The sequence below is a fragment of the Stutzerimonas stutzeri genome (assembly GCF_038561965.1).
Lineage (GTDB): Bacteria > Pseudomonadota > Gammaproteobacteria > Pseudomonadales > Pseudomonadaceae > Stutzerimonas > Stutzerimonas stutzeri_AA.
In genome coordinates this window covers 4,723,900-4,749,707 of sequence record NZ_CP139348.1, presented here as the reverse complement: position 1 = coordinate 4,749,707, position 25,808 = coordinate 4,723,900, and the positions used below count along the sequence as shown (strand labels likewise).

The 25,808-nt window shown below is 60.7% G+C and carries 28 protein-coding genes; 15 read left to right on the top strand and 13 right to left on the bottom strand.

Going from position 1 to position 25,808, the window contains the following annotated elements:
* Positions 1 to 53 precede the first annotated feature (53 nt).
* Together SM130_RS21985 and SM130_RS21980 are read right to left on the bottom strand one after the other, a co-directional pair.
* Positions 54 to 956, bottom strand: a complete 903-nt coding sequence (locus SM130_RS21985) for a LysR substrate-binding domain-containing protein (protein WP_102826788.1) — start codon at positions 954 to 956, stop codon at positions 54 to 56.
* A gap of 229 nt (positions 957 to 1,185) precedes the next feature.
* Positions 1,186 to 1,725, bottom strand: a complete 540-nt coding sequence (locus SM130_RS21980) for a DUF421 domain-containing protein (RefSeq protein ID WP_102826789.1) — start codon at positions 1,723 to 1,725, stop codon at positions 1,186 to 1,188.
* A gap of 407 nt (positions 1,726 to 2,132) precedes the next feature.
* Between SM130_RS21980 and SM130_RS21975 the strand changes: the two genes are divergently transcribed.
* From SM130_RS21975 to SM130_RS21950, 6 genes are all read left to right on the top strand, one after another.
* Complete coding sequence (locus tag SM130_RS21975) at positions 2,133 to 2,567, top strand: hypothetical protein (protein WP_146029761.1); 435 nt, start codon at positions 2,133 to 2,135, stop codon at positions 2,565 to 2,567.
* 105 nt (positions 2,568 to 2,672) lie between these two features.
* Positions 2,673 to 3,056, top strand: coding sequence for a hypothetical protein (locus tag SM130_RS21970; RefSeq protein WP_146029762.1), 384 nt, complete (start codon positions 2,673 to 2,675; stop codon positions 3,054 to 3,056).
* A gap of 112 nt (positions 3,057 to 3,168) precedes the next feature.
* Complete coding sequence (locus SM130_RS21965; protein WP_342369074.1) at positions 3,169 to 3,735, top strand: hypothetical protein; 567 nt, start codon at positions 3,169 to 3,171, stop codon at positions 3,733 to 3,735.
* 411 nt (positions 3,736 to 4,146) lie between these two features.
* Complete coding sequence (locus tag SM130_RS21960) at positions 4,147 to 4,617, top strand: hypothetical protein (protein ID WP_146029764.1); 471 nt, start codon at positions 4,147 to 4,149, stop codon at positions 4,615 to 4,617.
* Between the two features lie 222 nt (positions 4,618 to 4,839).
* On the top strand, positions 4,840 to 5,208 hold the full coding sequence (locus SM130_RS21955) for a DUF6232 family protein (RefSeq protein ID WP_102826791.1): 369 nt from the start codon (positions 4,840 to 4,842) through the stop codon (positions 5,206 to 5,208).
* A 193-nt stretch (positions 5,209 to 5,401) separates the two neighbouring features.
* Complete coding sequence (locus SM130_RS21950) at positions 5,402 to 5,968, top strand: DUF1993 domain-containing protein (protein WP_102826792.1); 567 nt, start codon at positions 5,402 to 5,404, stop codon at positions 5,966 to 5,968.
* A gap of 312 nt (positions 5,969 to 6,280) precedes the next feature.
* Here SM130_RS21950 and SM130_RS21945 read toward each other — a convergent pair whose 3' ends face one another.
* Positions 6,281 to 7,462, bottom strand: a complete 1,182-nt coding sequence (locus SM130_RS21945; protein ID WP_102826793.1) for a patatin-like phospholipase family protein — start codon at positions 7,460 to 7,462, stop codon at positions 6,281 to 6,283.
* 412 nt (positions 7,463 to 7,874) lie between these two features.
* Here SM130_RS21945 and SM130_RS21940 point away from each other — a divergent pair, with 412 nt between their 5' ends.
* The 5 genes from SM130_RS21940 to SM130_RS21920 all read left to right on the top strand — a co-directional run bounded on the left by SM130_RS21940 (position 7,875) and on the right by SM130_RS21920 (position 12,243).
* Positions 7,875 to 9,710: an ABC transporter ATP-binding protein gene (locus SM130_RS21940; protein WP_102826794.1), complete on the top strand. Its 1,836-nt coding sequence runs from the start codon at positions 7,875 to 7,877 to the stop codon at positions 9,708 to 9,710.
* 124 nt (positions 9,711 to 9,834) lie between these two features.
* A complete protein-coding gene (locus tag SM130_RS21935; protein ID WP_102826795.1) occupies positions 9,835 to 10,455 on the top strand; it encodes a Type 1 glutamine amidotransferase-like domain-containing protein in 621 nt (206 codons plus the stop codon).
* A gap of 177 nt (positions 10,456 to 10,632) precedes the next feature.
* Complete coding sequence (locus SM130_RS21930) at positions 10,633 to 10,926, top strand: GNAT family N-acetyltransferase (RefSeq protein ID WP_102826796.1); 294 nt, start codon at positions 10,633 to 10,635, stop codon at positions 10,924 to 10,926.
* A gap of 126 nt (positions 10,927 to 11,052) precedes the next feature.
* Positions 11,053 to 11,457 carry a hypothetical protein gene (locus SM130_RS21925; protein ID WP_102826797.1) on the top strand — a complete coding sequence of 135 codons (405 nt, stop codon included), beginning with the start codon at positions 11,053 to 11,055 and terminating at the stop codon, positions 11,455 to 11,457.
* Between the two features lie 282 nt (positions 11,458 to 11,739).
* Positions 11,740 to 12,243, top strand: a complete 504-nt coding sequence (locus SM130_RS21920) for a DUF4126 family protein (RefSeq protein ID WP_102826798.1) — start codon at positions 11,740 to 11,742, stop codon at positions 12,241 to 12,243.
* Positions 12,244 to 12,300: 57 nt separating this feature from the next.
* Here the strand turns inward: SM130_RS21920 and fauA are convergent, their stop codons facing one another.
* Both fauA and SM130_RS21910 read right to left on the bottom strand, forming a co-directional pair.
* On the bottom strand, positions 12,301 to 14,517 hold the full coding sequence (gene fauA / locus SM130_RS21915) for a TonB-dependent alcaligin siderophore receptor FauA (protein WP_102826799.1): 2,217 nt from the start codon (positions 14,515 to 14,517) through the stop codon (positions 12,301 to 12,303).
* A 126-nt stretch (positions 14,518 to 14,643) separates the two neighbouring features.
* Positions 14,644 to 15,591: a helix-turn-helix transcriptional regulator gene (locus SM130_RS21910; protein WP_146029765.1), complete on the bottom strand. Its 948-nt coding sequence runs from the start codon at positions 15,589 to 15,591 to the stop codon at positions 14,644 to 14,646.
* Positions 15,592 to 15,901: 310 nt separating this feature from the next.
* Between SM130_RS21910 and SM130_RS21905 the strand changes: the two genes are divergently transcribed.
* Complete coding sequence (locus SM130_RS21905; RefSeq protein WP_102826801.1) at positions 15,902 to 16,273, top strand: hypothetical protein; 372 nt, start codon at positions 15,902 to 15,904, stop codon at positions 16,271 to 16,273.
* Between the two features lie 2 nt (positions 16,274 to 16,275).
* Complete coding sequence (locus SM130_RS21900) at positions 16,276 to 16,458, top strand: DUF1289 domain-containing protein (RefSeq protein WP_102826802.1); 183 nt, start codon at positions 16,276 to 16,278, stop codon at positions 16,456 to 16,458.
* An 87-nt stretch (positions 16,459 to 16,545) separates the two neighbouring features.
* Here SM130_RS21900 and SM130_RS21895 read toward each other — a convergent pair whose 3' ends face one another.
* The 8 genes from SM130_RS21895 to trpB form a co-directional block, all read right to left on the bottom strand.
* On the bottom strand, positions 16,546 to 16,875 hold the full coding sequence (locus SM130_RS21895) for a DHCW motif cupin fold protein (protein ID WP_102826803.1): 330 nt from the start codon (positions 16,873 to 16,875) through the stop codon (positions 16,546 to 16,548).
* A 242-nt stretch (positions 16,876 to 17,117) separates the two neighbouring features.
* Positions 17,118 to 17,522, bottom strand: a complete 405-nt coding sequence (locus SM130_RS21890) for a hypothetical protein (protein ID WP_102826804.1) — start codon at positions 17,520 to 17,522, stop codon at positions 17,118 to 17,120.
* Between the two features lie 268 nt (positions 17,523 to 17,790).
* On the bottom strand, positions 17,791 to 18,630 hold the full coding sequence (locus SM130_RS21885; protein WP_102826805.1) for a hypothetical protein: 840 nt from the start codon (positions 18,628 to 18,630) through the stop codon (positions 17,791 to 17,793).
* A gap of 452 nt (positions 18,631 to 19,082) precedes the next feature.
* Complete coding sequence (gene yghU / locus SM130_RS21880; RefSeq protein WP_102826806.1) at positions 19,083 to 19,925, bottom strand: glutathione-dependent disulfide-bond oxidoreductase; 843 nt, start codon at positions 19,923 to 19,925, stop codon at positions 19,083 to 19,085.
* A gap of 199 nt (positions 19,926 to 20,124) precedes the next feature.
* Positions 20,125 to 20,400 (bottom strand): helix-turn-helix transcriptional regulator, encoded by a 276-nt coding sequence (locus SM130_RS21875; RefSeq protein ID WP_102826852.1) that lies wholly within the window; start codon positions 20,398 to 20,400, stop codon positions 20,125 to 20,127.
* Positions 20,401 to 20,405: 5 nt separating this feature from the next.
* Positions 20,406 to 21,725 carry a type II toxin-antitoxin system HipA family toxin gene (locus SM130_RS21870; protein ID WP_102826807.1) on the bottom strand — a complete coding sequence of 440 codons (1,320 nt, stop codon included), beginning with the start codon at positions 21,723 to 21,725 and terminating at the stop codon, positions 20,406 to 20,408.
* Between the two features lie 327 nt (positions 21,726 to 22,052).
* A complete protein-coding gene (gene trpA, locus SM130_RS21865; protein ID WP_102826808.1) occupies positions 22,053 to 22,862 on the bottom strand; it encodes a tryptophan synthase subunit alpha in 810 nt (269 codons plus the stop codon).
* The gene (gene trpB / locus SM130_RS21860; RefSeq protein WP_102826809.1) at positions 22,859 to 24,076 is read right to left on the bottom strand and encodes a tryptophan synthase subunit beta; all 1,218 of its coding nucleotides are present in this window, start codon (positions 24,074 to 24,076) and stop codon (positions 22,859 to 22,861) included. The genes trpA and trpB overlap by 4 nt, the downstream gene beginning before the upstream one ends.
* 127 nt (positions 24,077 to 24,203) lie before the next feature.
* Between trpB and SM130_RS21855 the strand changes: the two genes are divergently transcribed.
* Together SM130_RS21855 and SM130_RS21850 are read left to right on the top strand one after the other, a co-directional pair.
* Entirely contained in the window at positions 24,204 to 25,112 is a 909-nt protein-coding gene (locus SM130_RS21855) for a LysR family transcriptional regulator (protein WP_102826810.1), read from the top strand.
* Between the two features lie 188 nt (positions 25,113 to 25,300).
* Entirely contained in the window at positions 25,301 to 25,801 is a 501-nt protein-coding gene (locus SM130_RS21850; protein ID WP_102826853.1) for a DUF3060 domain-containing protein, read from the top strand.
* Positions 25,802 to 25,808: the final 7 nt, after the last annotated feature.

Sequence of the window (25,808 nt, the reverse complement as noted above, 5' to 3'; positions counted from 1 at the left end):
TTTGCTTCTCGCCGGCACGACAGCCGTGGTTGCCCAGACATCAATCGCCGCACTCAGTCGCGCGACGCGCCCATCCCAAGGCGCTCACTCAGATAATCCAGAAAGCAGGCGATGCGCGAGGCCAGCGCCGTATTGCGGTAGTACACCGCATTGATCGGTTGCCGCACATCGACACGCTGCCCCGCCAACACCTCTACCAGATCGCCGCGCTCGCGGTCCTTGTCGGTCATGAAATCGGACAGGCATACCAGCCCCTCGCCGGCCAGTGCCAGTTCGCGCACCGTATCGCCACTGGATGCGCGCAGCGCCGGGACGATCCGCCAGCTTTCGCCCAACGCATGGCGCAGCGGCCAGTCGTTGAGCCGGTCCGGCTCGGTAAAGCCGATCAGGCTGTGCCCGGCCAGCGCTTCGACGCTCTGCGGCATGCCATGCCGTTGCAGATAAGCCGGGCTCGCCAGTACCCGGCGCATGGTGTGGCACAGCGGTCGCGCATGCAGGCTGGAATCCGGCAGCGGGCCGATACGGATGGCCAGATCGGTACGCCGCTCCAGCAGATCGATGATGCGATCGTCGCTGTACAGCTCCAGCTCGATCTGCGGGTAGCGCGCGCGGAAGTCGCCGATCAGCGGCGCGATCACATGCAGCATGAACGGCGAGGCGGTGTTGATCCGCAACCGCCCGGCCGGTGTCTGCCGGCGCAGCGCCATCTGCTCCTCGGCCTCCTCCACGCTGGCCAGAATGCGCCGCGCCTGCGCCAGGAACACCTCGCCCTCCTCGGTCAGCTCAAGGCGTCGTGTGGTACGGCGCAACAGCGTCACCGCCAGCTTCTCCTCCAGGCGACTCAATGCCCGGCTGACGCCGGAGGCCGTCTGATCCAGCTGCACGGCCGCAGCGCTGATCGAGCCACTGTCGACCACGCTGACAAAGACGAGCATTTCGTCGAGGTTGGTTTTCATTATTGAATCGCATCAAAGATGGGCGCGCGCCCACGTAAGCAGCAGGTGCACGCCGGACCCGTGGGAGGCGCACCCTCGCGGCGATTGCAGGCCGCAGGCCTGTCCGAAATCAGCCGCGCTGGCTCTTCGGCGGATACGGTGGCGTGCGCATGAGTCTGGCGGGGAAGCCGCAAATCATCAACCGGACGCGCACAGCCGCGCTGCCAACCGGCGCCGCTGCGCGGCAAGCTCAGACACCGCTTTCGCCTGCCTCCGGCACATTCACCCCGTCCAGCGTGGAACGGCTGTCGCCTGCGCCATCGGTGATCACACTGAAACTGCCATCGGTTTCCAGCACCACCGCCTCGATGCCATCCAGCGCCGCCAGCCCCTGGCTGCGCGCCGCGGCACGTATCTCATCCTCGGTCACCCGTGCCGCGCGCAAGGCATCGCCGAGAAACCGCCCACGATAGAACAGCAGCGCCGGTTCACCCGTCACCGTACGCCGCACCCACGCCACCCGCACACTGGACCAGGTGACCGCGTACTGCAGCCCGATCAACAGCGCGAACGCCAGCACCCCCTCGGCCAGCGACACATCCCGGTTGAGCAGAATCGTCGCGAAGGTCGAACCCAGCGCCACCGTCACCACCAGATCGAACGCATTCATCTTCGACAACGTCCGCCGCCCCGACAGACGCAACAACAACACCAGGCTGATATAGGCCAGCACGCCCACAACAAGCGTGCGCATGAGCGTTGTTCCGCTACTGAAAAACATGCCTTCCACGATTACCTCCGCAAATTAGCCATGCAGGGTGGACAGGGTAGGTGGCGGGAAAGTGCAAACGGCGGAAATGGCGGTGCGTCAGGCGAAAGCGTGAAAAGTGAGGATTAATCCATCGGATGCTTTACCCATACGTAAGCAGTGACTAATGTGCCATCACGCGCAGCAATTGCACATTAGATCAAGATTCCGCTGTGACGCTACGAGCTACCGCTGCCCATTGCGCTCGCGGCTACATCATAAGGACCTGCACCGAGCGAAAGCTGGTGCATAAAAAGCAATACGGGCGCTGATATCGCTGTATTGCCCAAGCTAGAGCAGATCTGTGTGAAACGAAGAGAATGTTATACACCACGCCCGTTCGGCGTGTTATGCACCAATTGGTGTCTAATTATAGTTAGGGACTAATCATGGGTGCGATGTACTCTTCCTTTCCGCTAGATGAGGAAATAAAGTCTTGGCTGGAGGAACAATCAATTGAGTATCCTTCAAACCCTGAAGGAAGAAACCCAACGCTCGTAGAAATTAAGTCTGCAATCGCCAATCTCGAAGAATATACGATTAAGGAAACAGAGGTTGAAGTAGGTAAGCCGTGGCAAGCATTTATAGAAAACAAACATGATTCAGAAGGTAGTGACTGGGCAACCCTCAATATCATTTCCCTCACAGATGATCGAAACGAGATCTACTTTGAGAAAGGTTGCCCTAAATTGATTGTTAAATTCATGGTGTTTCTAGCAAAGCATACTGGCCCATTAGTTCTAATATGCGATGCCGGTGACCCTCCACTTGTTGTTACTGCGGAGGCTGATCCAAAAGCATTATTTGAGTCATGGGGAAATTAGCCCCTAACAACTGGTTCAAATCGCTCGCTTCGCTCACTGGGACGGGCTAAAGCCCGCCCCTTAACCAAACGTTATGCCCTTACCTAAGACCGAGACTCAGTAACCATGAAAAACAAGTTTCACATCGCATCCTTATTTCTTTTCGTGGCACTGACTGGATGCTCAGAGGATGCACCTGCCGACCCGGCAATGGGTGGTGTTATCAGCAAAGCTGTGGACGGTAAATACAATGTGGTGGTTCGTTACCGCGATGGCGAGATCGTAAGAGCAGAAGCTTCACTTAAAAACGCAACCAAAGGAACTAAAGCAACCCCATCAATTAAAGCTTCTTATACCTTTAACATTACGGGGTGTGGTGATCTCGACTTTCTTCAACCGTCAAGTCTGCAGCCCGCAGTTCTGATGGCTGACGACGCGTATACCGCCCAGCAAGAGCCTGACTGTCCAATATATTTTGGGAGCATGGAAAACTCTTGGAAAATTAACTAGCGCATAACAAGTCGCTCAAATCGCTCACTTCGTTCGCTGGGACGGCGTTCCGCCGCCCCTTAGCTTAATCGTTAGAGGCAATATGTCAGACACACAGCCAGACATAAATCAGATGAAAGAAGTTGAGTTTTACGCGGCAAATCTCAACGCTTGGTTCAACACCAGATTTGAGCACGATAAAAGTCTGCTGGCACTTAGTGCAGGCGCTGTTGGCTTACTTATAACATTAATATCAACGGTGGGCGTTAAGTCAGTAGAAACGTTGATTCTATATATCCTCTCATTAGCATGCTTCGTTGTTTGCCTTGGGGCGCTACTGTGGATATTTAGAAGAAATGCAAAGCACTTGGAAGACGTCGTAAGAGAAACAGCAATAGACGATCAGCTACTAAACACTCTAGATAGAGTGGCAGTTTCATCCTTTATGTTTGGCGTAGTACTTTCTTCGATAATCGGTATTTCAACCGCAATTAATTCATACATAGATGAGGCATCTGAAATGACTGACAAAACAAAAAATCAAGGCACTGTGTTTGTAAAAGACTCCGTAAGTGGCATAACCTCCATGCGGCCAAACAACGAGCCCGCCACATCTAGCGTGAGCGGCATAACAAATATGAAACCAGCCGCACCACAACCGAGTGCAGCACCTGCCAAGGGCGTTGACGATAAGAAGTAATCCTATTTGCGAGCGCGTTAATGCCTCTAACAAATGGTATATGGACTCTCCCCACAAGCAGTGAGGAATAGCTTTTTTCGATCCTGTCGTCAGCGCGGTTGCATTCGTATATCCGGCCTGTACTGGGCATTGCCCTGGCCATTCTGTAGTTCGCGCAGCGGGGGCCAAGCGTTCAAGCGATCACGAAGATCATGATTGTTATCTGGAAAAGGGGACAGATTTAATTTCCGCACATCAATTATCTATGAGTTAGTAAGCCCTACCGAAAGGCTGAAGACTATACACTCTTTGACGGACCGATATTCTGTAAAAAATCAGTCTTTTGAAGACTCTCTTGAGTATAGAGATGGTTCAGTGGTTGATGATTTATGGAAGAAAACAGCTAGATAGTTAGAATGCGAAAGGGCACGATTGCTTGAGTTTTTTGAGTTTGGGGGTTATTTAATGTTTTATGTTTATGAGGCTCGTTATTCTAGCGGAATTCCTTTTTATATTGGAAAGGGCTCGGGAAATCGCATTGAAGTGAGTTCTCTGAGATCCCATAATCCTGCGGTTGCATTCCAGATTGACGACATCAAAGCAAGGGGGCAATCTCCAAAGCTTGAGATCGTTTTTCAGACAGATAATGAGATCGAGGCCTTTAAGAAAGAGGCTGAGCTTATATCTCATTACGGTCGACTAGATCTAGGCATGGGTCCGCTGTTGAACAAAAACGCCGGAAGCGTTACTGAAGCTAGGGCTCAGAAAACGTTCAATCTTCGAATTGATGCGGAGGACCATTACAGAATCAAGACGTTCTGTGCGAAGCACAAGATCAGTCATAAGGATTTAGTTCTTGCCTGTGTTTTTAAACATATTGACCAGATAGAGGCAGGGAAGTAGATAGTTAGTAGTTAAAAGAGAAGATTTAATTATGACCAACATTCTTTTTTTGCTATAAATAAATTTTTCCTCGTTTGTTTGTAAGTCGTGCCACAAAAAATAAATTGACTTGACTACACGAAGAATGCATAAGAATCGTTCACACTACTCTCAGGCCCGGGCTAAAGCACGGCCCTGAGTATATCGTTAGACTTTAACCAACCCAAAAAGCATGAGATCAAAATGGACGAAAAAATCTTTTTCAATCAAGGGAATGTAAGCGTAAGCAACAGCCGATTTATTGTCGACGGTCAGACTTATGCAATGAGTAACGTAACCTCAGTAAAATCTGGTGTCACACCTCCAGATAGAGGCGCTGCCGTAGTCATTGCCGTCATAGGCTTGACTTGTTTATTTGGGAGCGGATGGGTCTTCGTAGCCGCTATAGTAGCGATAGCAATAGCTGTTCTGGCTTGGATAGGTAGCAAAGCAAAATACTCTGTAATTTTAAACACCTCGTCAGGTGAAAATCAGGCACTGGTAAGCGAAGACGAAGCATACATAGCCAATGTCATTGCCTCATTAAACGAGGCAATAGTAAGCCGCGGCTGATGCATCAAAGCGAATCTAACAATAGTTACGTAGGGTGGGCTTTAGATTACCGAAGCGGTCGAAGATTACTGGTGGGCTGAAGCCCACCCTACGGAAAAGCAGGAAAAGGGGACAGATTTATTTATCCGCAGGTTGCTAGGCTCGTAACACGCTGCCACTTTCTCCGGTGTAGCCCTCCACAAGATTGGAACCCATGCAGCTAACGACACTCCTCATCCCCACCTATACGCAGATGCTCAAAACCCTCTCCGGCTGGCTAAAGAAGGCGCAGGCACAGCTGCCGGAAGTCGAGGCGCAGGCGTTGTTATCCGCGCGGCTGGCGCCGGATATGTTTCCGCTGTCGACCCAGGTTCGCTTTGCCTGCGTGCAAGCGCGTGAGGCCGTTTGCCGGCTGAGAGGCGAGGCGTTTCCGGCTGCGATCAACGAGCTGCTGGACGAGGGGCGACAGGCGGGTGAGCGGCCGGGCACGCTGGCTGATGCCTATGCCCGGATCGATGAGACGGTGGCGTTGCTCGACGGCCTCGCAGCCGATGCGCTGGATATGGACGCGGACAAGCCAATCGCCCATGAGCTGGCAAACGGGATGATTTTCGACCTGACTGCGGACGAGTACGCCCGCGACTGGACGCTGGCGCAGTTCTATTTCCATGTGATGACCGCTTATTCGATCCTACGTAAGGAAGGGATCGAGCTGGGCAAGGCGGATTACGTGGCGCATATGCTGCCGTATCTGCGGCCGGAATCGATTCCGAAGGGGTAGCGGCTGGGCTTCCGTCCGTCACCGCGAAGGCAATGTTTCGGTATAGCCGCGCAGCCCGCCGAAAATTCGGATCACGTCTTCGGCCAGTCCAGGCTTGGGATGCGCCTCCGGGCCCGTCGAACAGTGAGGTGGCCTGAACCTGACGCGTGGAAAAGGCTTCGCCGTTTTCCACCCTACGCATGCCCATGCCTCGGCGGAGCAGGCAGGGGTGGTGGCGTAGGGTGGACAACGCTTCGCTTGTCCACGTGAGATCCGTCAGTCGCCCACCACTCATCGCTGAAGGCGCTGTGAGTGCTTGGCGATAACAGCTCGCTACGCGTGCTCTGGATGTTCCAGCCTTAGAAACGCTGTGAGCTCGGCCCTCTTCGCCATGGCGTCCTGGTAACCCAGTTCGATCAGCTCGCTGCAGTAGCCGGGTTCGAATAACAGGTAGCTCAACAGCCCACCGCCGCCTTCGCGCGTGCCGCCAGGGCCGCGCAGGAACAGCCGCAGGGCTGCGGGCAGCTCTTTCCGATGGCGGGCGGCGATCTTGTCCAGCGGTTGGCTGGGGGAAATCACCAGCACTTCGACGGGTGTCAGGCCGTAGGCGCGCTTGCGCTGTTCGACCGGCACCAGTTGCCCCAGCAGGTTGAGGCGCTCCAGCAGCTCGATATCAGTCTCGACGTTGTCGATGAAGGTGCTGTTGAGCATGTGCCCGGAGATTTGCGCCAGGCTCGGGATGGAGCCTGTCGGCCTCGGTGTTGGAGCGGTCTTGCTCTGGTCATCCACCGGGTTGCCACTGACCCCGACCACCAGCACACGCGTGGCGCCCAGGTGCAGGGCAGGGCTGATCGGTGCGGTCTGGCGTACCGCGCCATCACCAAAATATTCGCGGTTGATCTTTACCGGCTCGAAGATCAGCGGAATGGCAGTGCTGGCCAGCAAATGCGGTACTGCCAGGCGGGTTGGCACACCCACCCGACGATGGCGCAGCCATGGGTCGATGGCCGCATGTCCCTGATAGAAGGTCACCGCCTCGGCCGACTCGTAGCCGAATGCCGTCACCGCTATCGCGCGCAGTTGCCGATGGCGCATTGCCGCGGCGATGCCGGAAAAATCCAGTTCGCGTTCGAGCAGCCTGGCCAGTGGCGAACTGTCGAGCAGCGCAACAGGCACCTGCTTGCCGATACCGAGCACGCTGTGGCCGAGGAAACGGCTGGCCTGGCGCAACACGCCCGGCCAGTCACTGCGGTATACCTGATCGGTATGAAAGCTGCGCCAAATGGTGCTCAGCCGCCGCACCGCCTCGCGAAAATGCAGAGCGCCGCATGCGAGGCTGACGGCATTGATCGCGCCCGCCGAGGTGCCGACGATTACCGGGAACGGATTCCCCGACGAATCGGGCAGCAGATCGGCAATGGCCGACAGCACACCAACCTGATAGGCCCCACGCGCGCCCCCTCCCGAGAGGATCAGCCCTGTAATACCTGGGTTTTTTACAGCGTCCTCGGTCATCTTCGATTCCAATTCGAGGTTTTCGGTAGTGCGTGGGCTCGCCACAAGAACAAATGAACAGGCTCAGTCGCTTCGCTGGCGAAGGCGGCAGAGATCATCGATAAGGCAATAGGCTACCAATCTAAACACGCCCGTGTGTCCCGCCGCTGGGTTTCATGGGTGCGCTGTGTTTCGAGCTTTTACCCTGGGCATCGAAGACGGCAGCCTTTGCAGGTACAGCTTTCGGCGAGGTTGCTAAGGGCGCCAAGCGCGTCTTATCTTGCTAACCTCATTCTGTAACCCGCGTGCCAGAGCATGTGGGCTCGCCCTCGAACACAGCACCTGCCCCTCCGGTGCTATTCCATCGGCCGGCTTCGCCTGTCGGCCGCTACACGTCAAACGCCCGCCCACTCGCCAGAGCAGACCGTTGCCCATGTTGTTCAGTCGTTTCGAAAACCTGATCGATGTCTTCAAACCCAGCCCAGACGTTGCGCCGCCTGCCGGGATGCTGCGCTTCTATGCCCATTACCTGAAGCAGGTGTGGCCGTTGATGACCGCCGTGTTGGTGGTCGGCTTTTTCGCGTCGCTGATTGAGGTGGCGCTGTTCAGCTTTCTTGGGCAGTTGATCGATATGGCCCAGGAGACCGATGACGCGCGGACGTTCTTCGCCGAGCACCGTAACGAGTTGCTATGGATGGCGGCGGTGGCGCTGATCATCCGGCCCCTGGTCTGGGGCCTGCAAAACCTGCTGACGCATCAGGCGATCAACCCGGGGCTGACCAATCTGATCCGCTGGCAGAACCACCGCTACGTGCTCAAGCAGAGCCTGAACTTCTTCCAGAACGATTTTGCCGGGCGCATCGCCCAGCGCGTGATGCAGACCGGGCCGTCGCTGCGCGATTCGGCGATGCAGGTGATCGATGCGCTGTGGCATGTGGTGGTCTATGCCGGCAGCGCGCTGTACTTGTTCGCCGCGGCTGATGTGCGCCTGATCGTGCCGCTGGTGCTGTGGATCGTCGGCTACAGCGCCGCGCTCTGGTATTTCGTGCCGCGCATCCGCGCGCGCTCGGCGGCGGCGTCCGCGGCACGCTCGAAGGTCATGGGGCGGGTGGTGGATGGCTACAGCAACATCGCCACGCTGAAGCTGTTCGCCCATTCGCGGGAGGAGGAAAGCTATGCCCGCGAGGCCATGCAGGAGCTGCTCGGCAAGTTCCGACTGCAGTCGCGTGTGATCACCAGCCTGGATTTCCTGATCACCTGCATGAACGGCCTGCTGATCGTCGGCACCGGCGCGTTGGCGTTGTGGTTGTGGAGCGAGGCGCTGATCACGACCGGCGCCATCGCCCTGGCGCTGGGCCTGGTGATCCGCATCAACAACATGGCCGAGTGGATCATGTGGGTGGTCAACGGCATCTTCGAGAACGTCGGCACCGTGCAGGACGGCATGAAGAGCATCGTCCGGCCGCGCGATGTGCTCGACCCCGAGGACGCCAAGCCGCTGCAGGTGGAGCAGGGCGGTGTGCGCTTCGACGACGTGCATTTCCACTACGGCAAAACGGGCGGCGTGATCAGCGGCCTGAGTATCGATATTCGCCCGGGCGAGAAGATCGGCCTGGTCGGGCCGTCAGGTGCGGGCAAGTCGACGCTGGTCAACCTGCTGCTGCGCCTCTATGACCTGGAAAGCGGGCACATCCTCATCGACGGGCAGGACGTCGCCGAGGTCAGCCAGGAAAGCCTGCGCGCCAACATCGGCGTGGTTACGCAGGACACCTCGCTGCTGCACCGCTCGATCCGCGACAACCTGCGCTACGGCAAGCCCGACGCCAGTGACGAACAACTGTGGGCCGCGGCGCGCAAAGCGCGCGCCGATGAGTTCATCGCCACGCTGGACGACAGCCAGGGCGGCCTGGCCTTCGAGGCCATGGTCGGCGAGCGGGGCGTGAAGCTCTCCGGCGGGCAACGCCAACGCATCGCCATTGCCCGGGTGCTGCTCAAGGACGCGCCGATTCTGGTCCTCGACGAAGCCACCTCGGCGCTGGATTCGGAAGTCGAAGCGGCGATTCAGGAGAGCCTGGACACCCTGATGGAAGGCAAGACGGTGATTGCCATCGCGCACCGGCTATCGACTATCGCGCGCATGGACCGGCTGGTGGTGATCGACAAGGGCCAGGTGATCGAAACCGGCACCCACGCCGAACTGATCGCGCGTGGCGGGCTTTATGCGCGGCTGTGGCAGCACCAGACGGGTGGTTTTGTGGGTGTGGATTGATAAGGGCGGGCGCTGCGGGGCTGCTTAGCGGGTCCAATCCCTCGGCCCCCGCCAGCTCAGCTCAGCGTATGGGCAGAAGGGAGAACAGACGCTCTCGGCGTGAACAACTGACGGAGAAGTCGCGATGAATATTTTCCTTACCTCCTCCTTTGCTGAAGTCGTGGACTTGTTTGTCACGTTCACCAAGGGCGAGTGCAGCGGTAAGACGGTTACGTTGATTCCTACGGCAAGTCTTGCTGAGGAAGTTAATTCATACCTTATTGCGGCCAAGGACGCGCTTGTCAAAGCCGGTATGGTGATTGATGAACTCGAAGTTTCAACCGCAACTCAGGATGAGATCGTCAGCAAGCTTGAACGTGGCGATTACATCTATGTGTCAGGCGGAAACACGTTCTTTCTGCTGCAAGAACTGAAGCGATCAGGCGCCGACACACTGATCGCTGAACACGTCAGGGCAGGCAAGTGCTATGTAGGCGAGTCCGCTGGCTCCGCGGTGCTTGCCCCCAGCATTGAATATCTACAGAGGCTGGATGACCCCAGCGCCGCGCCGAATCTCGACTTGTATGCGTCGCTCGCATTGGTGGATTTCTACCCGCTGCCTCATTACGGGAACGCGCCGTTCGAAGAGGCGGTCGAGCAAGTATTAATCGAGTACTGCAATACCCTGGATCTTCGCCCTTTCAGCAATAACCAGGCGATTGCCATAGCGGGCGATCACATTGAAATTCAAACGAGCGATGGTTGAGCCCAGACCAATTTCAAGCGCTGCCTGCGGCGAAGGTCTGCTCTGTTGAACCCCATTAAGCCGCGAAACGGCCATGCATCCGATGCCAGTTCGTCGTCGAGCCATCTGAACCCTCCTGCGCCGCGTTCACTCGTACCTTTACCTGCACAGTCATCCATTTGGTAGGGGGACTCCGCCATGACCGATAGACAAGCCACCGTCCGCCACGATGCCGAGCAGCAACGCTATGAGTTGCTGGTAGATAACCAGCCGCTTGGCGTTGCCGCATACAGCGAGCAGGGCGAGCAGATGGTCTTCACCCATACCGAGGTCGACCCCAGCCTGTCCGGGCAGGGGCTCGGCAGTGTGCTGGCCAAAGGCGCGCTGGAGGATGCGCGGCGCCGAGGCAAGCGTGTGGTGCCGCAATGCGAGTTCATCGCCAAGTACATCGAGCGCCATGAGCAATGGCAGGATCTGGTCGACCCGGCCTGACCAGCACGTCTTCCTAGCGGGATTTATTTGCCGCGGGCGACGCTCTTACCTGAGTGATCGCTGCCGGCCCGATGCGCGCCTGCGCGGCATCGCTCCAGCAACCGGGTTTCGGCAGAGGGAAAGCGCGTGGATGGTCGAGAGTTTGTCTGGGCGCATTTCAAGCTCAATGCCGAGCAGCGTCTGCGTGGCTTCAACTTCTTCGTGGTGCTGGCGATCTTCGCCGATGGCGGTGTGCTGGCGGCGCTGGAGCGTGGGTTCTCGCCGGGGCTGCTGCTTCTGCTCGGTGCCTTTACCGTCCTGCTGGCGCTGGTGTTCTGGTTGGTGGATGCACGCAGCCGTCAGCTGCTGGAACTGACGATCGCGGGGCTCAAGGAGATGGAAGCCGAGTTCCCCGAGAGCTACCGGCTGTTTGCTGCCGATGCGCTGGGGCAAAGCCGGGTTATCAGCTACACCTTCGCCATTCGGGCGCTGCTGCTGGCACAGATGGGCTTCGGCCTGGGCGTGGTCGGCTACGGGCTCTACCAGTGGTGATGGCGCTGCGTGGCCATTCGACGCGGCACGCTGAGCCGCAGGCTGGGCCGGCCGTTTTGTACATCAGCCTGCGTGCCTCGCGCAGGTTGCTGGTGGGCTGAAGCCCGCCCTACGAGCCCGCCGGGCGGTGGAGCCGCTATTTGCTGGTCCCGTCCGCCTCGTTTGATCCGTCTTCGATTCGCCCTTTGCTGCGCGCGTGTCACCCGTCGATGTCTGCTCTGCCATGCCGAACGCTTGCGGCGCGAGCCCGGTCGGTATTAGCAACCACAGGGGGATTTGACGATGACGACTTCGAGCAATCTGGTTTGGGCCGCGCTGGCGATCGGGGCGGTGACGGGGATGCGCAGCATGTTGGCGCCGACACTGGTGAGCCGGGCGCTTAGCGAGCGGGATGATCTCGACGGTGCGGGCGAGGCGGCGCAGCTGTTGACCTCGGATACAGTGCAGACGTTTCTGCCCGTGCTCGCGGCCAGCGAGATGATCGGCGACAAGATGCCCTTTGCGCCGGATCGAACCATCGTGCCGTCGATGATGTTCCGTGCATTGTCTGGCGGCATGAGTGCGGCAGCGCTGGCGGGTGTGCGGCGCGAGCCGATGCTGGTGCCGGCGTTGCTCGGCGCGACGGCCGCGCTGGTCGCTGCCAAGGTTGGGCTGCGCTTGCGCAAGCCGTATCAACCTAGGCCGCTGGTCAATGCGGCGCTCGGCGCGGCCGAGGAGTGTCTGGCTCTGACCGTTGGCAGAGCCGGGTTGCGGCGGGCGTTGGCTTCGGATCGAGGCGGCCGCTAAGGGGGTTGTCAGTCCCCCTGGCTTCTACAAAGCGCGCAGCCACCCGCTACAGTCGAGTCAGAACCGCGCATTCAGGGCCACGTTCAGGTTGCGCGGTTCGCCGTACCAGAGCTGGCTGTAGAAGCCGATCTGCTCCAGGTACTTCTTGTCGAAGACGTTATTCAGATTGGCGGTGGCCGAGAGGTTTTCGCTGATCTGGTAGCGGGCCATCACGTCGATCAGGGTGTAGCTGCCTTCCTGCACGTCGACCGGGCCGTTGGGGCTTGGCGTGTTGTTGCGTGAGATGCCGCTGCGCCAGGTGGCGCCGCCGCCGAGGGTCAGGTCATTCAGCACACCGCTGAGGCGGTAGGTGGTGAACAGCTTGAACTGGCTGCGCGGGTGGGTTGTGTTGATCGCCTGTCCCTCGGCGTTACGGGCGATGAAGTGGGTGTAGCTGGTCGAGAGGTTCCAGACGTCGCTCAGCGCGCCGCTCAGCTCCAGGTCGAAGCCATCCACCACCGCGCCCTTGCCAGCCTTGTACGCCTGCTGGTCAGGTGCGCCTTCGATGGAAGCACCAGGTATCGCTTCGGCCAGGCCATCCTGCTTGGTGCGGTACACCGCCAGCGCGGCGTTGAGTTGGCCGTCCAGGTAGCTGGCCTTGATGCCCGCCTCGTAGCTGTCACCCGTCACCGGGTCGAGAAAGCTGCCGTCTGGCGCCCTCTGCGTCTGGTTGTTGAAGATGCTGGTGTAGCTCGTATACAGGCTGTAGATGTCGTCGAGGTCGTAGACCAGCCCGGCATAGGGGGTGATCTCGTCGCTGTAGCGATAGTCGCGCTGGGTGCCGTAGTAGTTCTGTTGCATCTCCCAGGTGCTGATGCGTGCGCCGAGGATCAGGTGCAGCGGGTCGGCCAGCGACAGGCGTGTTACCGCATAGCCGCCGGTCTGGCGAATATCGGCGGCGTCACCCGTGGCACGGGTGCTCGACCAGCGTGGCTCGGCGATGCCGGCGTTTGTCCAGTCGAGCCTGGATTCGGCAGTCGGGGCTGTGCCGGCAATCGGCAGGTACTGATTGACGCTGAATTCATCTTCGACACTCATGCCGCCGAACGCGAGTTCGTGGGTGCGCCCCAGCAACTGGAACGGGCCGCTGGCGGTCAGGTGCCAGGCGTCACGCGTGCGCTCGCCTTCGTATTTGAAAAAGCCGGCGCTCATGCCGGCATTGTTACGATCCGGATAGCCGCCGCGGTACAGGTAGCGCATGGCGTAGTCGGCTTCGGTGCGGCTGTAGGCGGCGCGCAACTTCCAGTCGTTATCCAGGCGGTGTTCGAGATCGACGAAGGCGGTATTCGACTCTGTACCGAAGTACGCCCACTTGGTGTTGTTGGACGTGGAGCGGCCGAAGTCCGTGCGCGAGCCATCGGCGTAGAACATGGGAATGCCGGAGCCCATGCCATCGGTGTTGTTCTTCTGGTGCTCCAGGCTCACGGTCATTTGTGTCCTGGGGGTCAATTCGGCACTGATCACGCCGTACAGGGTTTCGCTGTCGCGGCTCAGGTTGTCCATGAAGCTGTCGCGTTCGGAGTAGGCCGCCACCACGCGGGCGGCAACGCGGCCATCGGCGCTCAGGGGCGTGGAAATGTCGATGTCGCCGCGGTGTTTGTTCCAGCGCCCAGCACCTATCGAGCCACCGATGGCGAATTCCGGCAGGGGGCGTTTGCGCACGAAGTTGACCGCTGCCGATGGGTTGCCCGCGCCGGTCAGCAAGCCGGTGGAACCGCGAACCACTTCGACGCGGTCGTAGATCGCCGAGTCGAAATCGGTGGCACCGAAGTTCCAGAAGGTGCTGATCGGCGACAGCAAGCCATCGAACTGAAAGCTGTCGATAGTGAAGCCGCGTGCGGAGAAGGACAGGCGGTTGGTGTCGTTGCGGGTCATGGATACGCCTGGCGCGGTATTGAGAATGGCGGCGGTGTCGCTCAGGCCACGGTCCTCGATCTGCTGGCGGGTGATCACGCTGACCGACTGCGGCGTCTCGCGGATCGACAATGGCAGGCCGATGGCGGTGGACATCGCGCCGGTGGTGTAGCTGCCCGTGCCCTCGGTGGTCGAGTGCGGCGCGCGTTGCCCAACCACGTCCATGCCCGGCAGCGTCAGGCTGGTTTCGGATGTTTCGCCTGAGGCCGCTACCGGCTCGGAATCAGCGTTGGCCGAGAGGGCGGTCAACGCGCTGCCCATCAGCGCTGCGCGCATCATCCAGGCCAGGGGTTTGAGGGATGCTGATGGTGCAAGCGGCATGGGGTGTTGCTCCAGAGAATAATTATCAGTCGAGAATTATTCCTGTTTACGGCTGGCCGAACCTTTGCCGAATGCCGGGAAATCTATGCGCGGTGTCGAGCCGGTTGCGGTTCTGGCGATAGCTGCTCAGGCATCGCCACGCGGTGAGACGCCGAAGTGCTGCCGGTACGCCGTGGCGAAATTGCTCGCATGGCGATAGCCGACGTAGTGGGCGGCGTCCTGCACGCGCCAGCCCTGCTCCAGGCAGTGTTTGGCCACCGCCATGCGCCGCTCGCGCAGAAAGCCCATGACGCTGACACCGTAGGTTTGCTGGAACTTGTGGCGCAGTGCGCTGGGACTCATGCAGGCCAGCTGCGCCAGTTGCTGCAGGCTGTGATCGGCGCCAGGCTGCTGATACAGGTGATCGCGCACGCGGGTCAGCAATGCGCGGTCGCGTGGGGACAGCGTGTCGGCATTACGCGCCGGTGTATCCAGCGCACCGAGGCCGTAGGCCAGCAACTGCAGGGTCAGTCCTTCACTCAACAACCGCTGCAGGCTCCCTTGCCACTGGCCGGACGTCATCGCCTCCAGGCCTTGCAGCAGATGCTCCGGCACCGCCCAGCGCTGCGTTCTCGAACCCTGGGTGCTTAGTGTCTGGCGGAGCTGCTCGGCCAGGTGCTCGTCGGCCAGGCAGTCGGGGTCGCTGATCGAGAGGTTCAAACCACGCAGGTGGGGCTGTGCCTGATGCAGCGCTGATTGGCCGCGCCCGTTCTGGCAAAGCATGACGGCGCCGTCGCCGCTGCTCAGGTTTATCGGGCGGTTGCCGTTCAGCTGTGCCTGACCTTGCAGCAGCACCACGATGGACAGACAGGGCGGGTTCAGTGATTGCGCCTGGTAGCCGAGGAAGGTTTGTAACCTGGAACTCACCAGGGTTATTCCACGACCGACCTCGTGTTCGTCGATGCGACCCTGCACCAGGCAGGGATTATCGTCCTGCTGCGCCGCCGCCAGGCTATAGCGCACGGCATAGCGCTCACCGAGTTGGTGAAAGTCTTCCAGCGAATAGCGGGATCGGGCGGGGTGGTGAACAGGCAAGAGAGAATCGGCCGGCGAGCGAAACGGCGATATTAGCAATAATTCTCATTCGTTGGCCGTTGACCTGAGGCTGATCGGGCCCACGAGGCGACCATCTGGTTGCTGACCGCAAGTGAAGCGTGTTTCAGCTGCCCCCCGTTAGGACAGCGGACGAGCACTTTGCCGCCGCGCATGCTGTATCGATCAGCGGTATGGGTAGGCCAGCCCTGCCGGCGACCCAGCATGCAGAGGTCGCGTTAGACTCTGCCTCACTGCCCCTTCGATTCGGTGTCCCTTCGATTCGGGGCCAACCGAGATACAGGACGGCACGATGCTCCTCAGCAAACGCGATCAAACCCGCATGGAACGGCAGCTTTCCAGCTACCTGTGCGAGGCTTGCGAGGTGGCCAAAGCGGAGATCGTCGGATTCAGCTGGCTCACGCATGAGGTGAACTACGAGCGCTTCCCCGAGAGCCTGCAGGTCATCTGGATATTCGGTACGGGCGCGCAGAAGGCTGAAGCCCTCGACGCAGGTCAGGGCACACGCATGCAGCTGCTCACGCGAACGGCGCTCGAACAAGCGGGTATCGACTTCGACGCCATGAGCGCGCCGGTGCGCTTCGACAGCGAAGAAGCCTGTACACGCAGCGATGGCGGTAACTGGCAACGCCGCCTTGCGCGCAACGCGCCGACACGGCACTGACCGTGGGAAAGGACGTCGAGAATCCGTGCATATCCGTCTGCAAGCTCAGCGATGAGTTGTGTGTCAGCTGTGGTCGTACCAGGGACGAGATCCGCAAATGGAAGCGCATGAAGCGGCCAGACAAGAAGGCCGTCGTGGAGCGCGCGGCGCAGCGATTGAAAGCCCTGAAGAAAAAGAAGAAATGACCAGCCCCTCGGGAGCGCCGGACACCCATTGCAGGCGTTGAACGATGAGCGTCATGCCGCCGCGAGGCAGCGGCGACCCAATTGCAATCAATCCACCACGAACAACTTTGCGCCCACCTCGGTAAACGAACGATGCGCCTCGGAGCCATCGGCTACCTGGTAGCTCATTCCCGGCGTGAGGATGAAGCGGCGGCCGTCAGGCAGTTCGGTATGCAGTTCACCTTCCAGGCACAGCAGGATATGGCCCTTGCTGCACCAATGGTCCGCCAGATAACCCGGGGTGTATTCGACCATGCGCACGCGGATGGGGCCGAACTGGCGGGTGCGCCAGTAAGCGCTGCCGGTTTCGCCGGCATGTAGGGTGGGCTCGATGGTCGCCCAATCGGTGGTGCCGAAGGGGAGGTCGTTGATGTCCATGCTCGATGCCTGTGGTCAAGGGTGGGTGTGTTTCTTGTGGAGAAGTAGTGTGATCGGTGCTGGGCACTTGGTGGGCTGAAACCCACCCTATGAAAATCGAGCCTGAGCATGAAGCAGCGAGCGGTGCGGTGCATGCGAATCCTGATCGCGGCTTCCTGTCTGAACGGGCTGAGCGTGCACACCGCTTTGCATGGGCCAGGTGGGAGATACCGACGCTTCGCTGCCTGGGCCGAGCTTAAACCCTATGGGGTTGCGTGGTGTTCGTTGCCGTTGGATTCGTGCGGATTGCTCTGCAGCAATTGCGCATGGGCGTCCGGGTAGCGGTAGGCGAAGGTGGCATGTTGCGCGGCCAGTTCGGCCTGCATGGCGTCGCGCTCATGGGCTGGCAGCTTGGCCAGGTACTTGCGGGTGATGGCGTATTTGGCGGCCATCAGCTCGTCATGGGCTTCGCGCAACTCCGCTTCGTACGCTTTGGCGCGACGTTCGCGCAGGGCCGCCTGGTCGGTGTGCATGTTGCCGCCTTCGTGCAGCACGAAAGCGCTTTTCGAATCGCCTTCCGTTTGCTCCATAGCGGGTTGTGCGGCCCATGCGCTTGCGGTGAGCAGACAGAGCATCAGGCAGGACGAGACGGTTATCAGCGTTCCCATGGCATGGCCCTCGGCAAGACATGGCAGCGCTCAGGCCGCCCGGAAAGCCAGCATACGCCAGGCGCATCGAGCGCTCAGCACCACCTTTGTGCGCCAATCGTCGCAGGCTCTCGCCACGCTGCGTAAGCCGGGACGGTGCGCCTCTGTAGGGCGGGCTTCAGCCCGCGCTACAGTTTGTTCACTCAACCGAATAAGGCGACTGCGGTGCCGGGCTATGGCGGAATGACTACGGGCCGCATGAGCGGCCCGTGGGTTATGAGGCTCAGCCTCAGCTCGGTCGTTGGATCACGCAGATGCGGTCGCGGCAGAGCCCGGCGTCACGGGTGCCGACCCCCGGGGCGATTTCTGGCGCTTCGGTGCTGGTGCCGTGGCCGGTCGTGCCCGCGCCGGTCGGGGCGGTGGTAGCCGTGGTATCAGGGTAATCAGTCCCTGCCCGTTTGGCTGCGCCGCCGATGTCATAACGGCCGGTGTCGGCAGAGCTTCGGTTGCTGTAGTCGGTTGGCGCCGACGTGTGGCCGCCAACTTCTGCCGCAGTGCTCACCCCAGCGCCTTCACCGAAACGCTCGGTGGCTGACTGCTGCCCGGCTGTCGCCGCTCCGGTTCCGGTTCCGGTGCTAGCGCTGGTGCCGGGCGTAGTGAAGTGCTTATCCAAATGGCTGTCGCCACCGGTGGCGCCCGCATAGGGGCTGGTGGGGCCTGGGTAGCCATCGGCCGTGCCGGTGCCGCCACGTTCGTTGATGTCGATGGCGCCGTTGTACTCCAGTGCGTCGCGCGCCTTGGCCATTTCATCTTCATCGTGAACATCCACGGCAATCACCAGCGCGCCTCGGCGCACGGCGTCCGGATAGGCGTTGGCGTAGGCGCGATGCTCCTCGTGTGGCTCCTGGCCAAACAGCGATTTGAAGAAGTGCGTGACTTTGGATTCGTGGTGCGTGCGGTCCACCGTGGTTTCGGTGGTGGTGTAGGGCTCGTCGTAGGCATGGATGTCGGCACTGTCGGCGCCCACGGCGTGAATCTGTTCGCGCGCAATGCCACGGGACATCAGGTCGCCGCGGGTGCGGTTGGCGTCGGTCAGCGTTGCGAACGCTGCTACCAGTGTGTGTCTCATGATCCACCTCACGTTGTGTTGAACAACTGGGTTGTGAGCGCTTTGTGTCGCGATGGCGACGGCCTGGGTACTGATGATGGCTGCGTCTTCCGCGGATAAGGCGGCGCTCATGAAGTATTGGGTCGGAGCGCACCGGCATAGTTCAGCGTGGAGGATCAGCGGTCAGCGAGGTTGGCTGTCACAGCGGGTGAGGGTGGCTTTGCAGCTGAACCGAGAAAGGTGGGCGAAGCGGAGCGTTGTGTGGGAGCCGATGCGAGGCGAACGGATGCACCGTACTGAACTGCGGCTTTGGTGGTACACGGCAGCTTGTGAGTATCGGGACGCGCACCGGCACGGTTTGCAGGCGCAGCGGAAAGCGGCAAGGCCGCGAGGCGAGCGGTGGGTAATGCAGAAGGGGGACGCGTTGGCAGCGGGTGGAAAAGGCTGCGCCGTTTTCCACCCTGCCGGCTGGCTCAGTCGAGATCGGCCGCGCTGTGGCGCTCGGGTGCCTGCTCGGACTCGTCGCCCCAGGTGCGATTGACCTTGCGCCCGCGAATCACGCCCGGGCGCTCAGCCACTTCTGCAGCCCAGCGCTGCACATGCTTGTAGTCCTGCACGGAGAGGAATTCGCCAGCACCGTACAGCTCGCCAAGGGCCAGTACGCCGTACCAGGGCCAGATAGCCATGTCGGCGATGGTGTAGTCGTCGCCAGCGACGAAACGGCTGTCGGCCAACTGGCGGTCGAGCACGTCGAGTTGGCGCTTGACCTCCATGGCGTAGCGGTGGATCGGGTATTCGTATTTTTCCGGCGCGTAGGCATAGAAATGGCCAAAACCGCCGCCGAGGAAGGGCGCCGATCCCATTTGCCAGAACAGCCAATTCAGCGTTTCGGTGCGGGCGCGGATTGCCGTGGGTAGAAAGGCGCCGAACTTCTCCGCGAGGTAGACCAGAATCGAGCCGGATTCGAACACCCGCAGCGGTTCGCCTTCGACGCTGTGATCGGCCAGCGCAGGGATCTTCGAGTTCGGATTGATCTCCACGAAGCCGCTGCCGAACTGGTCGCCCTCACCGATGTCGATCAGCCAGGCGTCGTATTCGGCGCCCGTGTGGCCGGCAGCGAGCAGCTCCTCAAGCATGATCGAGACCTTCACGCCATTGGGCGTGGCCAGCGAATAGAGTTGCAGCGGATGCTTGCCGACCGGCAACGCCTTGACCTCCCGCGCCCCGGCAGTGGGGGCGTTGATGCTGGCGAACTTGCCGCCCGACGGCGCGTCGTGGGTCCAGACCTTCGGCGGTACGTAAGGGGTATCAGGCATGAGCAATCTCCTCGAGTGGCTACTGGGCACGTGCAGGGCATGCTACGCCCTCGGCCGGCGCTGTCGAAATCGAGCGGGTCGATATTGGTCATCGATGGAGGAGGGTTGGTTCGGGCGCGCACGGTTTGTGGAGTGCTTGGTCGCTCGGGCCTCCCCCCAGGGCGCTGCCATGCACGTGGCTAAGCCTTCTTTGGACTCGCTAGGCGTGCGGCGGATTATTGATCATCGCCAGCGATATCCGCATTCCGAACACTTTGAACACCGATTCCAGGGTCTTGAGCGTGGGGTTACCGTCGCCATATTCCAGGTGGTTCAGGGCACGCATGGAGATTTTGCACATCTTGGCGAAGCGGGCTTGGTTCAGGCCGGTGACTTCGACACGCAGCCGCCTGATGGCCTCATGCATAGACAGGGTACCGTCGCCGACCTGCTGACAGATCGATCGAATCAACAGGTCGCGTTCTTCGATATTCATCGTCTTCACAGCAACCCCCAGCGTTTCAGGTTGGATTCCAGCTGTAGCACCGGCAGGCGACCGGTCGCCTGTTTGATGGCAGGAGGAATCTCGGTCAAAAGATCGGGCAGGGCGAGCAACTCCCGTGCGGCTTGGCGCAACCGTTCATAAATGTCTTCGGGCTCGGCGAAGGATTTCAGCTGTTCACAGACGTCTCGCCACTGCGGTTCACCCAGCCGCTCCTCGCGCCATTTTGTGACGCGGCTGATACCTTCCGGGTCGAGCACCATGGGCGCCAGATCATAGATGGGCGCCAGTGCGAGCCGGCCGCCGCTACGGGTGATGGAGGTGTTTCTGCCGTGGTTGTCGGAATTGCCGAGGATGCGGTTGAGCAGGTCACGACGGACATACTCGAATATCAGGTCAGGGATCTCCGTCTGCTGGTCGGCCTCTGTCCACAGCTGCGCGAGCCTGGCGATAACGTCCTCATGTTGCATATGCGAACCGGGCCGGGCGTTGTTGCACAGTGAGTAGACGGATTCCATTGCGACGCGCTCGACCTTGCCGCCGCTGGCCCGCCGATCAAAGCGTGGCATCCACAGGCTCGGCTTGTCGGCTTCCTCGAGCATCAGCCCGTCCGCCGGAATGGTGTCCAGTCCCAGCTGGCGGATGGCCTGGTAGTAGTGATACTCGGTGCGCAGGATATCGCGGTCTCGCTCGCCGGCCTGGTTGCGTGCGAACTTCACCAGCCAGTGACGGTGTGCCTGCTCGTCGACCAAGGTGGCATCGGCATACAGGTGGCCCTGGGTGTCTTCGGTCATCAGCAGCTTGGGTGCTTCGCCGCCCGCACCGGTTGCGCCACCGATGGCTGCACCCTGCTCGTAGGCGTATTCGATAAACGCGCTAGTGCGCTCCACCACATCGGCGCGGTTGAAAGCGATGCTGCTTCCGGCATCGATGTGGCTGGTGGATTCCTTGACGCGTAGATGGCCGATGGGCGCCGGCGCACAACGTTCGAGCAGGAACAGGTTGAGATCCATGCCAGCCGGTCGCTCATGACCGAAGCGACGCTCCAGTGTTTTCCGCGCGGCCCCGGAGGGGATGATGTCGTAGACGAACGCGGGAAAGCCGTTGGTGTGGACGCTGTTCCAGCCCAGCCGGTGGCAGACGCTGACCGAAGCCTCGAACGGCGAATCGATCATATCCAGGTGGTCGAGCAGGTAATCCTGTACATAGCCGCTCACGCAGCGATGCCCATCTACCTGTCCCGAGTTGGCGAACTGTAAGACCAGCGCATCGTGCCAACTGTCTTCAAGGTAGGCCTGGATGATTAGCGAGTGGGGCATGGCGGCTTAGGACTTTGCAGAAGATTGCAAAGAACCATAGGTTGCTCGGGACTATTTTGCAATAGAAAGCAAACTCAAGGAGGGCGAGAGTATTGTTTTTGCACCAAAATGCAAAACCCGGAATTTAGATCGCCCGGACCCCGCTAGGCGCTGGCGTTTGATCCCGACAGGCGCATATGGATGAGCGCTGCCCGGTTGCCTTGCTGGTCGAGGCGCTCCTCGACGGCAAACGGCTCTTGAGTCATGGTCTGGCGCAATCGGGGCTGCGATACAAAAAAGCCGCTGCTCTGAAAAACGAGGCAGCGGCTTCGGTCTGGCGGTTGAGCGTCAGCCGCGGGCGCCGCGCACTCCGGCGCTGATCTCGCGACACAAGCCGAGCACACCTTCCACGGCTTGCTCGCTGCTCTTGGCATTGGCGATCTGGTCGATCAATGCCGAGCCCACCACCACGCCTTCGGTCAGCCGTGCAATCGCAGCGGCCTGCTCGGGCGTGCGGATGCCGAAGCCGACACAGACCGGTATGTCGGTGTGGCGCTTGAGCCGGGCTACGGCTTCTTCGACATGTTCCAGCGTGGCCGAGCCGGCACCGGTCACGCCGGCCACCGAGACGTAATAGACGAAGCCCGAGCTGCCGTTGAGTACGGTGGGCAGGCGCTTGTCGTCGGTGGTCGGGGTAGTCAGGCGGATGAAGTCGATGCCTGCGGCCTGGGCCGGGTCGCAAAGGTCTTCGTTATGTTCCGGCGGCAGATCGACCACGATCAGGCCGTCGACACCGGCTTCCACGGCTTCACCGAGAAAGTGTTCGACGCCCATCTTGTGGATCGGGTTGAAGTAGCCCATCAGCACGATCGGAGTGGTCTGGTTGCCCTGGCGGAATTCGCGAACCATCTGCAGCGTCTTGGCCAGATCCTGCTTGGCCGCCAGCGCACGGATGTTGGCGAGCTGGATCGCCGGGCCGTCGGCCATCGGATCGGTAAAGGGCATACCCAGCTCGATGATGTCGGCGCCGGCATCCGGCAGGCCCTTGAGGATGGCCAGCGAGGTGGCGTAGTCCGGGTCGCCGCCAGTGACGAAGGTCACCAGGGCCGCACGGTTTTCCTGTTTCAGCTGGTCGAAGCGCGTCTGCAGGCGGCTCATATATGTTCTTCCTGTTCGTCGTAGTGGTGCATGACGGTCTGCATGTCCTTGTCGCCGCGGCCGGAGAGGTTGATCACCATCAGGTGGTCCTTCGGCAGGGTCGGTGCGCGCTTGAAGACTTCGGCCAGCGCGTGGGCGCTTTCCAGGGCCGGGATGATGCCTTCCAGACGGCAGCACTTGTGAAACGCGGCGAGGGCTTCGTCGTCGGTCACCGAGGTGTATTCGACGCGGCCGATGTCGTGCAACCAGGCGTGTTCCGGGCCGATGCCTGGGTAGTCGAGGCCGGCGGAAATCGAGTGGGCGTCGATGATCTGGCCGTCGGCGTCCTGGAGGAGGAAGGTGCGGTTGCCGTGCAACACGCCAGGTACGCCGCCGTTGAGGCTGGCGGCGTGCTTGCCGGATTCGATGCCGTGGCCGGCTGCTTCGACGCCGATGATCTTCACGCTTTCATCGTCGAGGAAGGGGTGAAACAGACCCATGGCATTCGAGCCGCCGCCGATGCAGGCGACCAGCGAGTCGGGCAGGCGACCTTCCTGGGCCATCATCTGGTCGCGGGTTTCCTTGCCGATCACGGCCTGGAAGTCACGAACCATTGCCGGGTAGGGGTGTGGGCCGGCGACGGTGCCGATCAGGTAGAAGGTGTCGTGGACGTTGGTCACCCAGTCGCGCAGGGCTTCGTTCATCGCGTCCTTCAGCGTGCCGGTACCGGCGGTGACTGGAATCACCGTGGCACCGAGCAGCTTCATGCGGAAGACGTTGGCCTGCTGGCGCTCGATGTCGGTGGTGCCCATGTAGATCACGCACTGCATGCCGAAGCGCGCGGCGACGGTGGCGGTGGCCACGCCATGCATGCCGGCGCCGGTCTCAGCGATGATGCGCTGCTTGCCCATGCGCCGGGCCAGGAGGATCTGGCCGATGCAGTTGTTGATCTTGTGCGCGCCGGTGTGATTGAGCTCTTCGCGCTTGAGATAGATCTTCGCGCCGCCGCAGAACTCGGTCAGGCGTTCGGCGTAATACAGCGGGGAAGGGCGGCCGACGTAGTCGCGCTGGAAGTAGGCGAGCTCCTTGGCGAACTCGGGGTCCTGCTTGGCTTTTTCGTATTCGGCGGCCAGCTCGTGGATGAGCGGCATCAGGGTTTCGGCGACGTACTGACCGCCGAAGTGGCCGAACAGGCCCTTGGCATCAGGGCCGCTGCGGAATGAGGTCATGGTCATCTCCTGCGGGAAGGGGTGGCGGCACGCCAGGCATGAGCCCGACTTTGCGCGATGGGCAGGAAACTAACCGAGTCTGGCCCAGATAAAAAGCGATAAGATCGCCGCAACCTGTCAGGAAAACTCACTGATGAGCAAAGACCTTCCTCCCCTCAACGCATTGCGCGCCTTCGAAGCGGCTGCACGCCTGCAGAGCGTAAGCCAAGCGGCAGCTGAACTCAGCGTGACCCACGGCGCCGTCAGCCGGCAGATCCGCCTGCTTGAGGATGACCTCGGCGTTACGCTGTTTAGCAAGGAAGGACGCGGCATAAAACTCACCGATGCCGGGCTGCGGCTACGCGATGCGGCAGGCGAGGCATTCGAGCGTTTGCGCAGCACCTGTGGCGAGTTGCGCCAGCAAACAGTGGATGCGCCATTCGTGCTCGGTTGCCCCGGCAGCCTGCTGGCGCGCTGGTTCATTCCTCGGCTGGATCGGCTCTATCGCGACCTGCCAGAGTTGCGCTTGCAGTTGTCGGCCAGCGAAGGCGAGCTCGACCCACGCAAGCCCGGCCTGGACGCCACCCTGCTGTATGCTGAGCTGCCTTGGCCGGCTGACATGCAGGTGTTCGAGTTGGCCGCCGAGCGTATAGGCCCGGTGCTCAGCCCCTACCATCCGCGCTGCGCCGAACTGCGCAGCGCCTCGCCCGCGGCATTGCTTGATGAAGCGCTGCTGTATACCGCGTCCAGGCCGCAGGCATGGCCAGCCTGGGCGAAGGGCAACGGCCTCGATGCGAACGCATTGCGCATGGGGCAGGGCTTCGAACATCTCTATTTTCTGCTGGAGGCTGCGCTCGCAGGGTTGGGCGTCGCTATCGCGCCGCAGCAGCTGGTCGCCGACGATCTGAAATCAGGACGCCTACTGGCGCCGTGGGGCTTCGCCGAGACCAGTGCCAGGCTGGCCCTCTGGGTGCCGGCGCGGCGGCTGGATCGACGTGCCGAGCGCTTGGCCGACTGGCTGCGAGCTGAGCTGCATGGCGCAGACGGTGCCGTAGAGGGTTGAACTGTGGCTGGGCTCGTTCACGCCGCTCCTGCAAGGCAAAACCGCGCGGCGTGCCGAGGCGTTCGCAGGCGCTGCATGCCAGCTTGAACTCGGCCGATGCCATCGAGTCCTACGCCGCACGGCAGCGGAGCGATCAACGGATCGCAGCGGGTTCCAATGCCTTCTTCCGCCTCGAAAGGACTTTGCGAATGAATGCTTGCGCTTCTGTTGCGATGCTCGTGGCCAGCCTGCTGCTGGCTGGTGCTGCTCATGCTCAACCGATCGAACTGGACGGCATCGAGCTCTCGCGGGATGTGCCCTGTCTCGGCAAGGATGTGAACATCTCTGGTCACGCCAACAAGATCAGCCTCACCGGGAATTGCGGTGCAGTGGAGGTCTACGGAACGGACCATGAAGTCAGCCTGGAAACCGCATCTGCGCTGGAAGTTTCCGGTATCAACAATACGGTTACCGCGACCTCTGTTGGCCGGTTGGAGGTGGACACCAGTCAGAACCGCGTCCGCACGGCAATACTCGGGCATGGCCAGACGGCAATCGTCGAGGTGTCGGGTGCCGAGCACGAACTGGAGCTGGTGTTTGACGGCCCGGCGCAACTCTCTCTGGATGGTATCGACAACCGCTTGAAGTGGGGCGGCGACGAGCCGGCGTTGTCGTCGTCCGGCATCGGTCACAAGATCGACCGCCAATAACGCGGGT

What these genes read in the sequence shown, in the direction of transcription:
- SM130_RS21945 (WP_102826793.1), bottom strand. Translation starts at nt 7,462, where the DNA reads ATGACCGAGGACGCTGTAAAAAACCCAGGTATTACAGGGCTGATCCTC.
- SM130_RS21875 (WP_102826852.1), bottom strand. Translation starts at nt 20,400, where the DNA reads ATGAATATCGAAGAACGCGACCTGTTGATTCGATCGATCTGTCAGCAG.
- yghU (WP_102826806.1), bottom strand. Translation starts at nt 19,925, where the DNA reads ATGCCTGATACCCCTTACGTACCGCCGAAGGTCTGGACCCACGACGCG.
- trpA (WP_102826808.1), bottom strand. Translation starts at nt 22,862, where the DNA reads ATGAGCCGCCTGCAGACGCGCTTCGACCAGCTGAAACAGGAAAACCGT.
- SM130_RS21950 (WP_102826792.1), top strand. Translation starts at nt 5,402, where the DNA reads ATGCAGCTAACGACACTCCTCATCCCCACCTATACGCAGATGCTCAAA.
- SM130_RS21905 (WP_102826801.1), top strand. Translation starts at nt 15,902, where the DNA reads ATGCTCCTCAGCAAACGCGATCAAACCCGCATGGAACGGCAGCTTTCC.
- SM130_RS21885 (WP_102826805.1), bottom strand. Translation starts at nt 18,630, where the DNA reads ATGAGACACACACTGGTAGCAGCGTTCGCAACGCTGACCGACGCCAAC.
- trpB (WP_102826809.1), bottom strand. Translation starts at nt 24,076, where the DNA reads ATGACCATGACCTCATTCCGCAGCGGCCCTGATGCCAAGGGCCTGTTC.
- SM130_RS21930 (WP_102826796.1), top strand. Translation starts at nt 10,633, where the DNA reads ATGACCGATAGACAAGCCACCGTCCGCCACGATGCCGAGCAGCAACGC.
- SM130_RS21895 (WP_102826803.1), bottom strand. Translation starts at nt 16,875, where the DNA reads ATGGACATCAACGACCTCCCCTTCGGCACCACCGATTGGGCGACCATC.
- SM130_RS21920 (WP_102826798.1), top strand. Translation starts at nt 11,740, where the DNA reads ATGACGACTTCGAGCAATCTGGTTTGGGCCGCGCTGGCGATCGGGGCG.
- SM130_RS21970 (WP_146029762.1), top strand. Translation starts at nt 2,673, where the DNA reads ATGAAAAACAAGTTTCACATCGCATCCTTATTTCTTTTCGTGGCACTG.
- SM130_RS21850 (WP_102826853.1), top strand. Translation starts at nt 25,301, where the DNA reads ATGAATGCTTGCGCTTCTGTTGCGATGCTCGTGGCCAGCCTGCTGCTG.
- SM130_RS21870 (WP_102826807.1), bottom strand. Translation starts at nt 21,725, where the DNA reads ATGCCCCACTCGCTAATCATCCAGGCCTACCTTGAAGACAGTTGGCAC.
- SM130_RS21965 (WP_342369074.1), top strand. Translation starts at nt 3,169, where the DNA reads ATGAAAGAAGTTGAGTTTTACGCGGCAAATCTCAACGCTTGGTTCAAC.
- SM130_RS21975 (WP_146029761.1), top strand. Translation starts at nt 2,133, where the DNA reads ATGGGTGCGATGTACTCTTCCTTTCCGCTAGATGAGGAAATAAAGTCT.
- SM130_RS21940 (WP_102826794.1), top strand. Translation starts at nt 7,875, where the DNA reads ATGTTGTTCAGTCGTTTCGAAAACCTGATCGATGTCTTCAAACCCAGC.
- SM130_RS21935 (WP_102826795.1), top strand. Translation starts at nt 9,835, where the DNA reads ATGAATATTTTCCTTACCTCCTCCTTTGCTGAAGTCGTGGACTTGTTT.
- SM130_RS21985 (WP_102826788.1), bottom strand. Translation starts at nt 956, where the DNA reads ATGAAAACCAACCTCGACGAAATGCTCGTCTTTGTCAGCGTGGTCGAC.
- SM130_RS21855 (WP_102826810.1), top strand. Translation starts at nt 24,204, where the DNA reads ATGAGCAAAGACCTTCCTCCCCTCAACGCATTGCGCGCCTTCGAAGCG.
- SM130_RS21890 (WP_102826804.1), bottom strand. Translation starts at nt 17,522, where the DNA reads ATGGGAACGCTGATAACCGTCTCGTCCTGCCTGATGCTCTGTCTGCTC.
- SM130_RS21955 (WP_102826791.1), top strand. Translation starts at nt 4,840, where the DNA reads ATGGACGAAAAAATCTTTTTCAATCAAGGGAATGTAAGCGTAAGCAAC.
- fauA (WP_102826799.1), bottom strand. Translation starts at nt 14,517, where the DNA reads ATGCCGCTTGCACCATCAGCATCCCTCAAACCCCTGGCCTGGATGATG.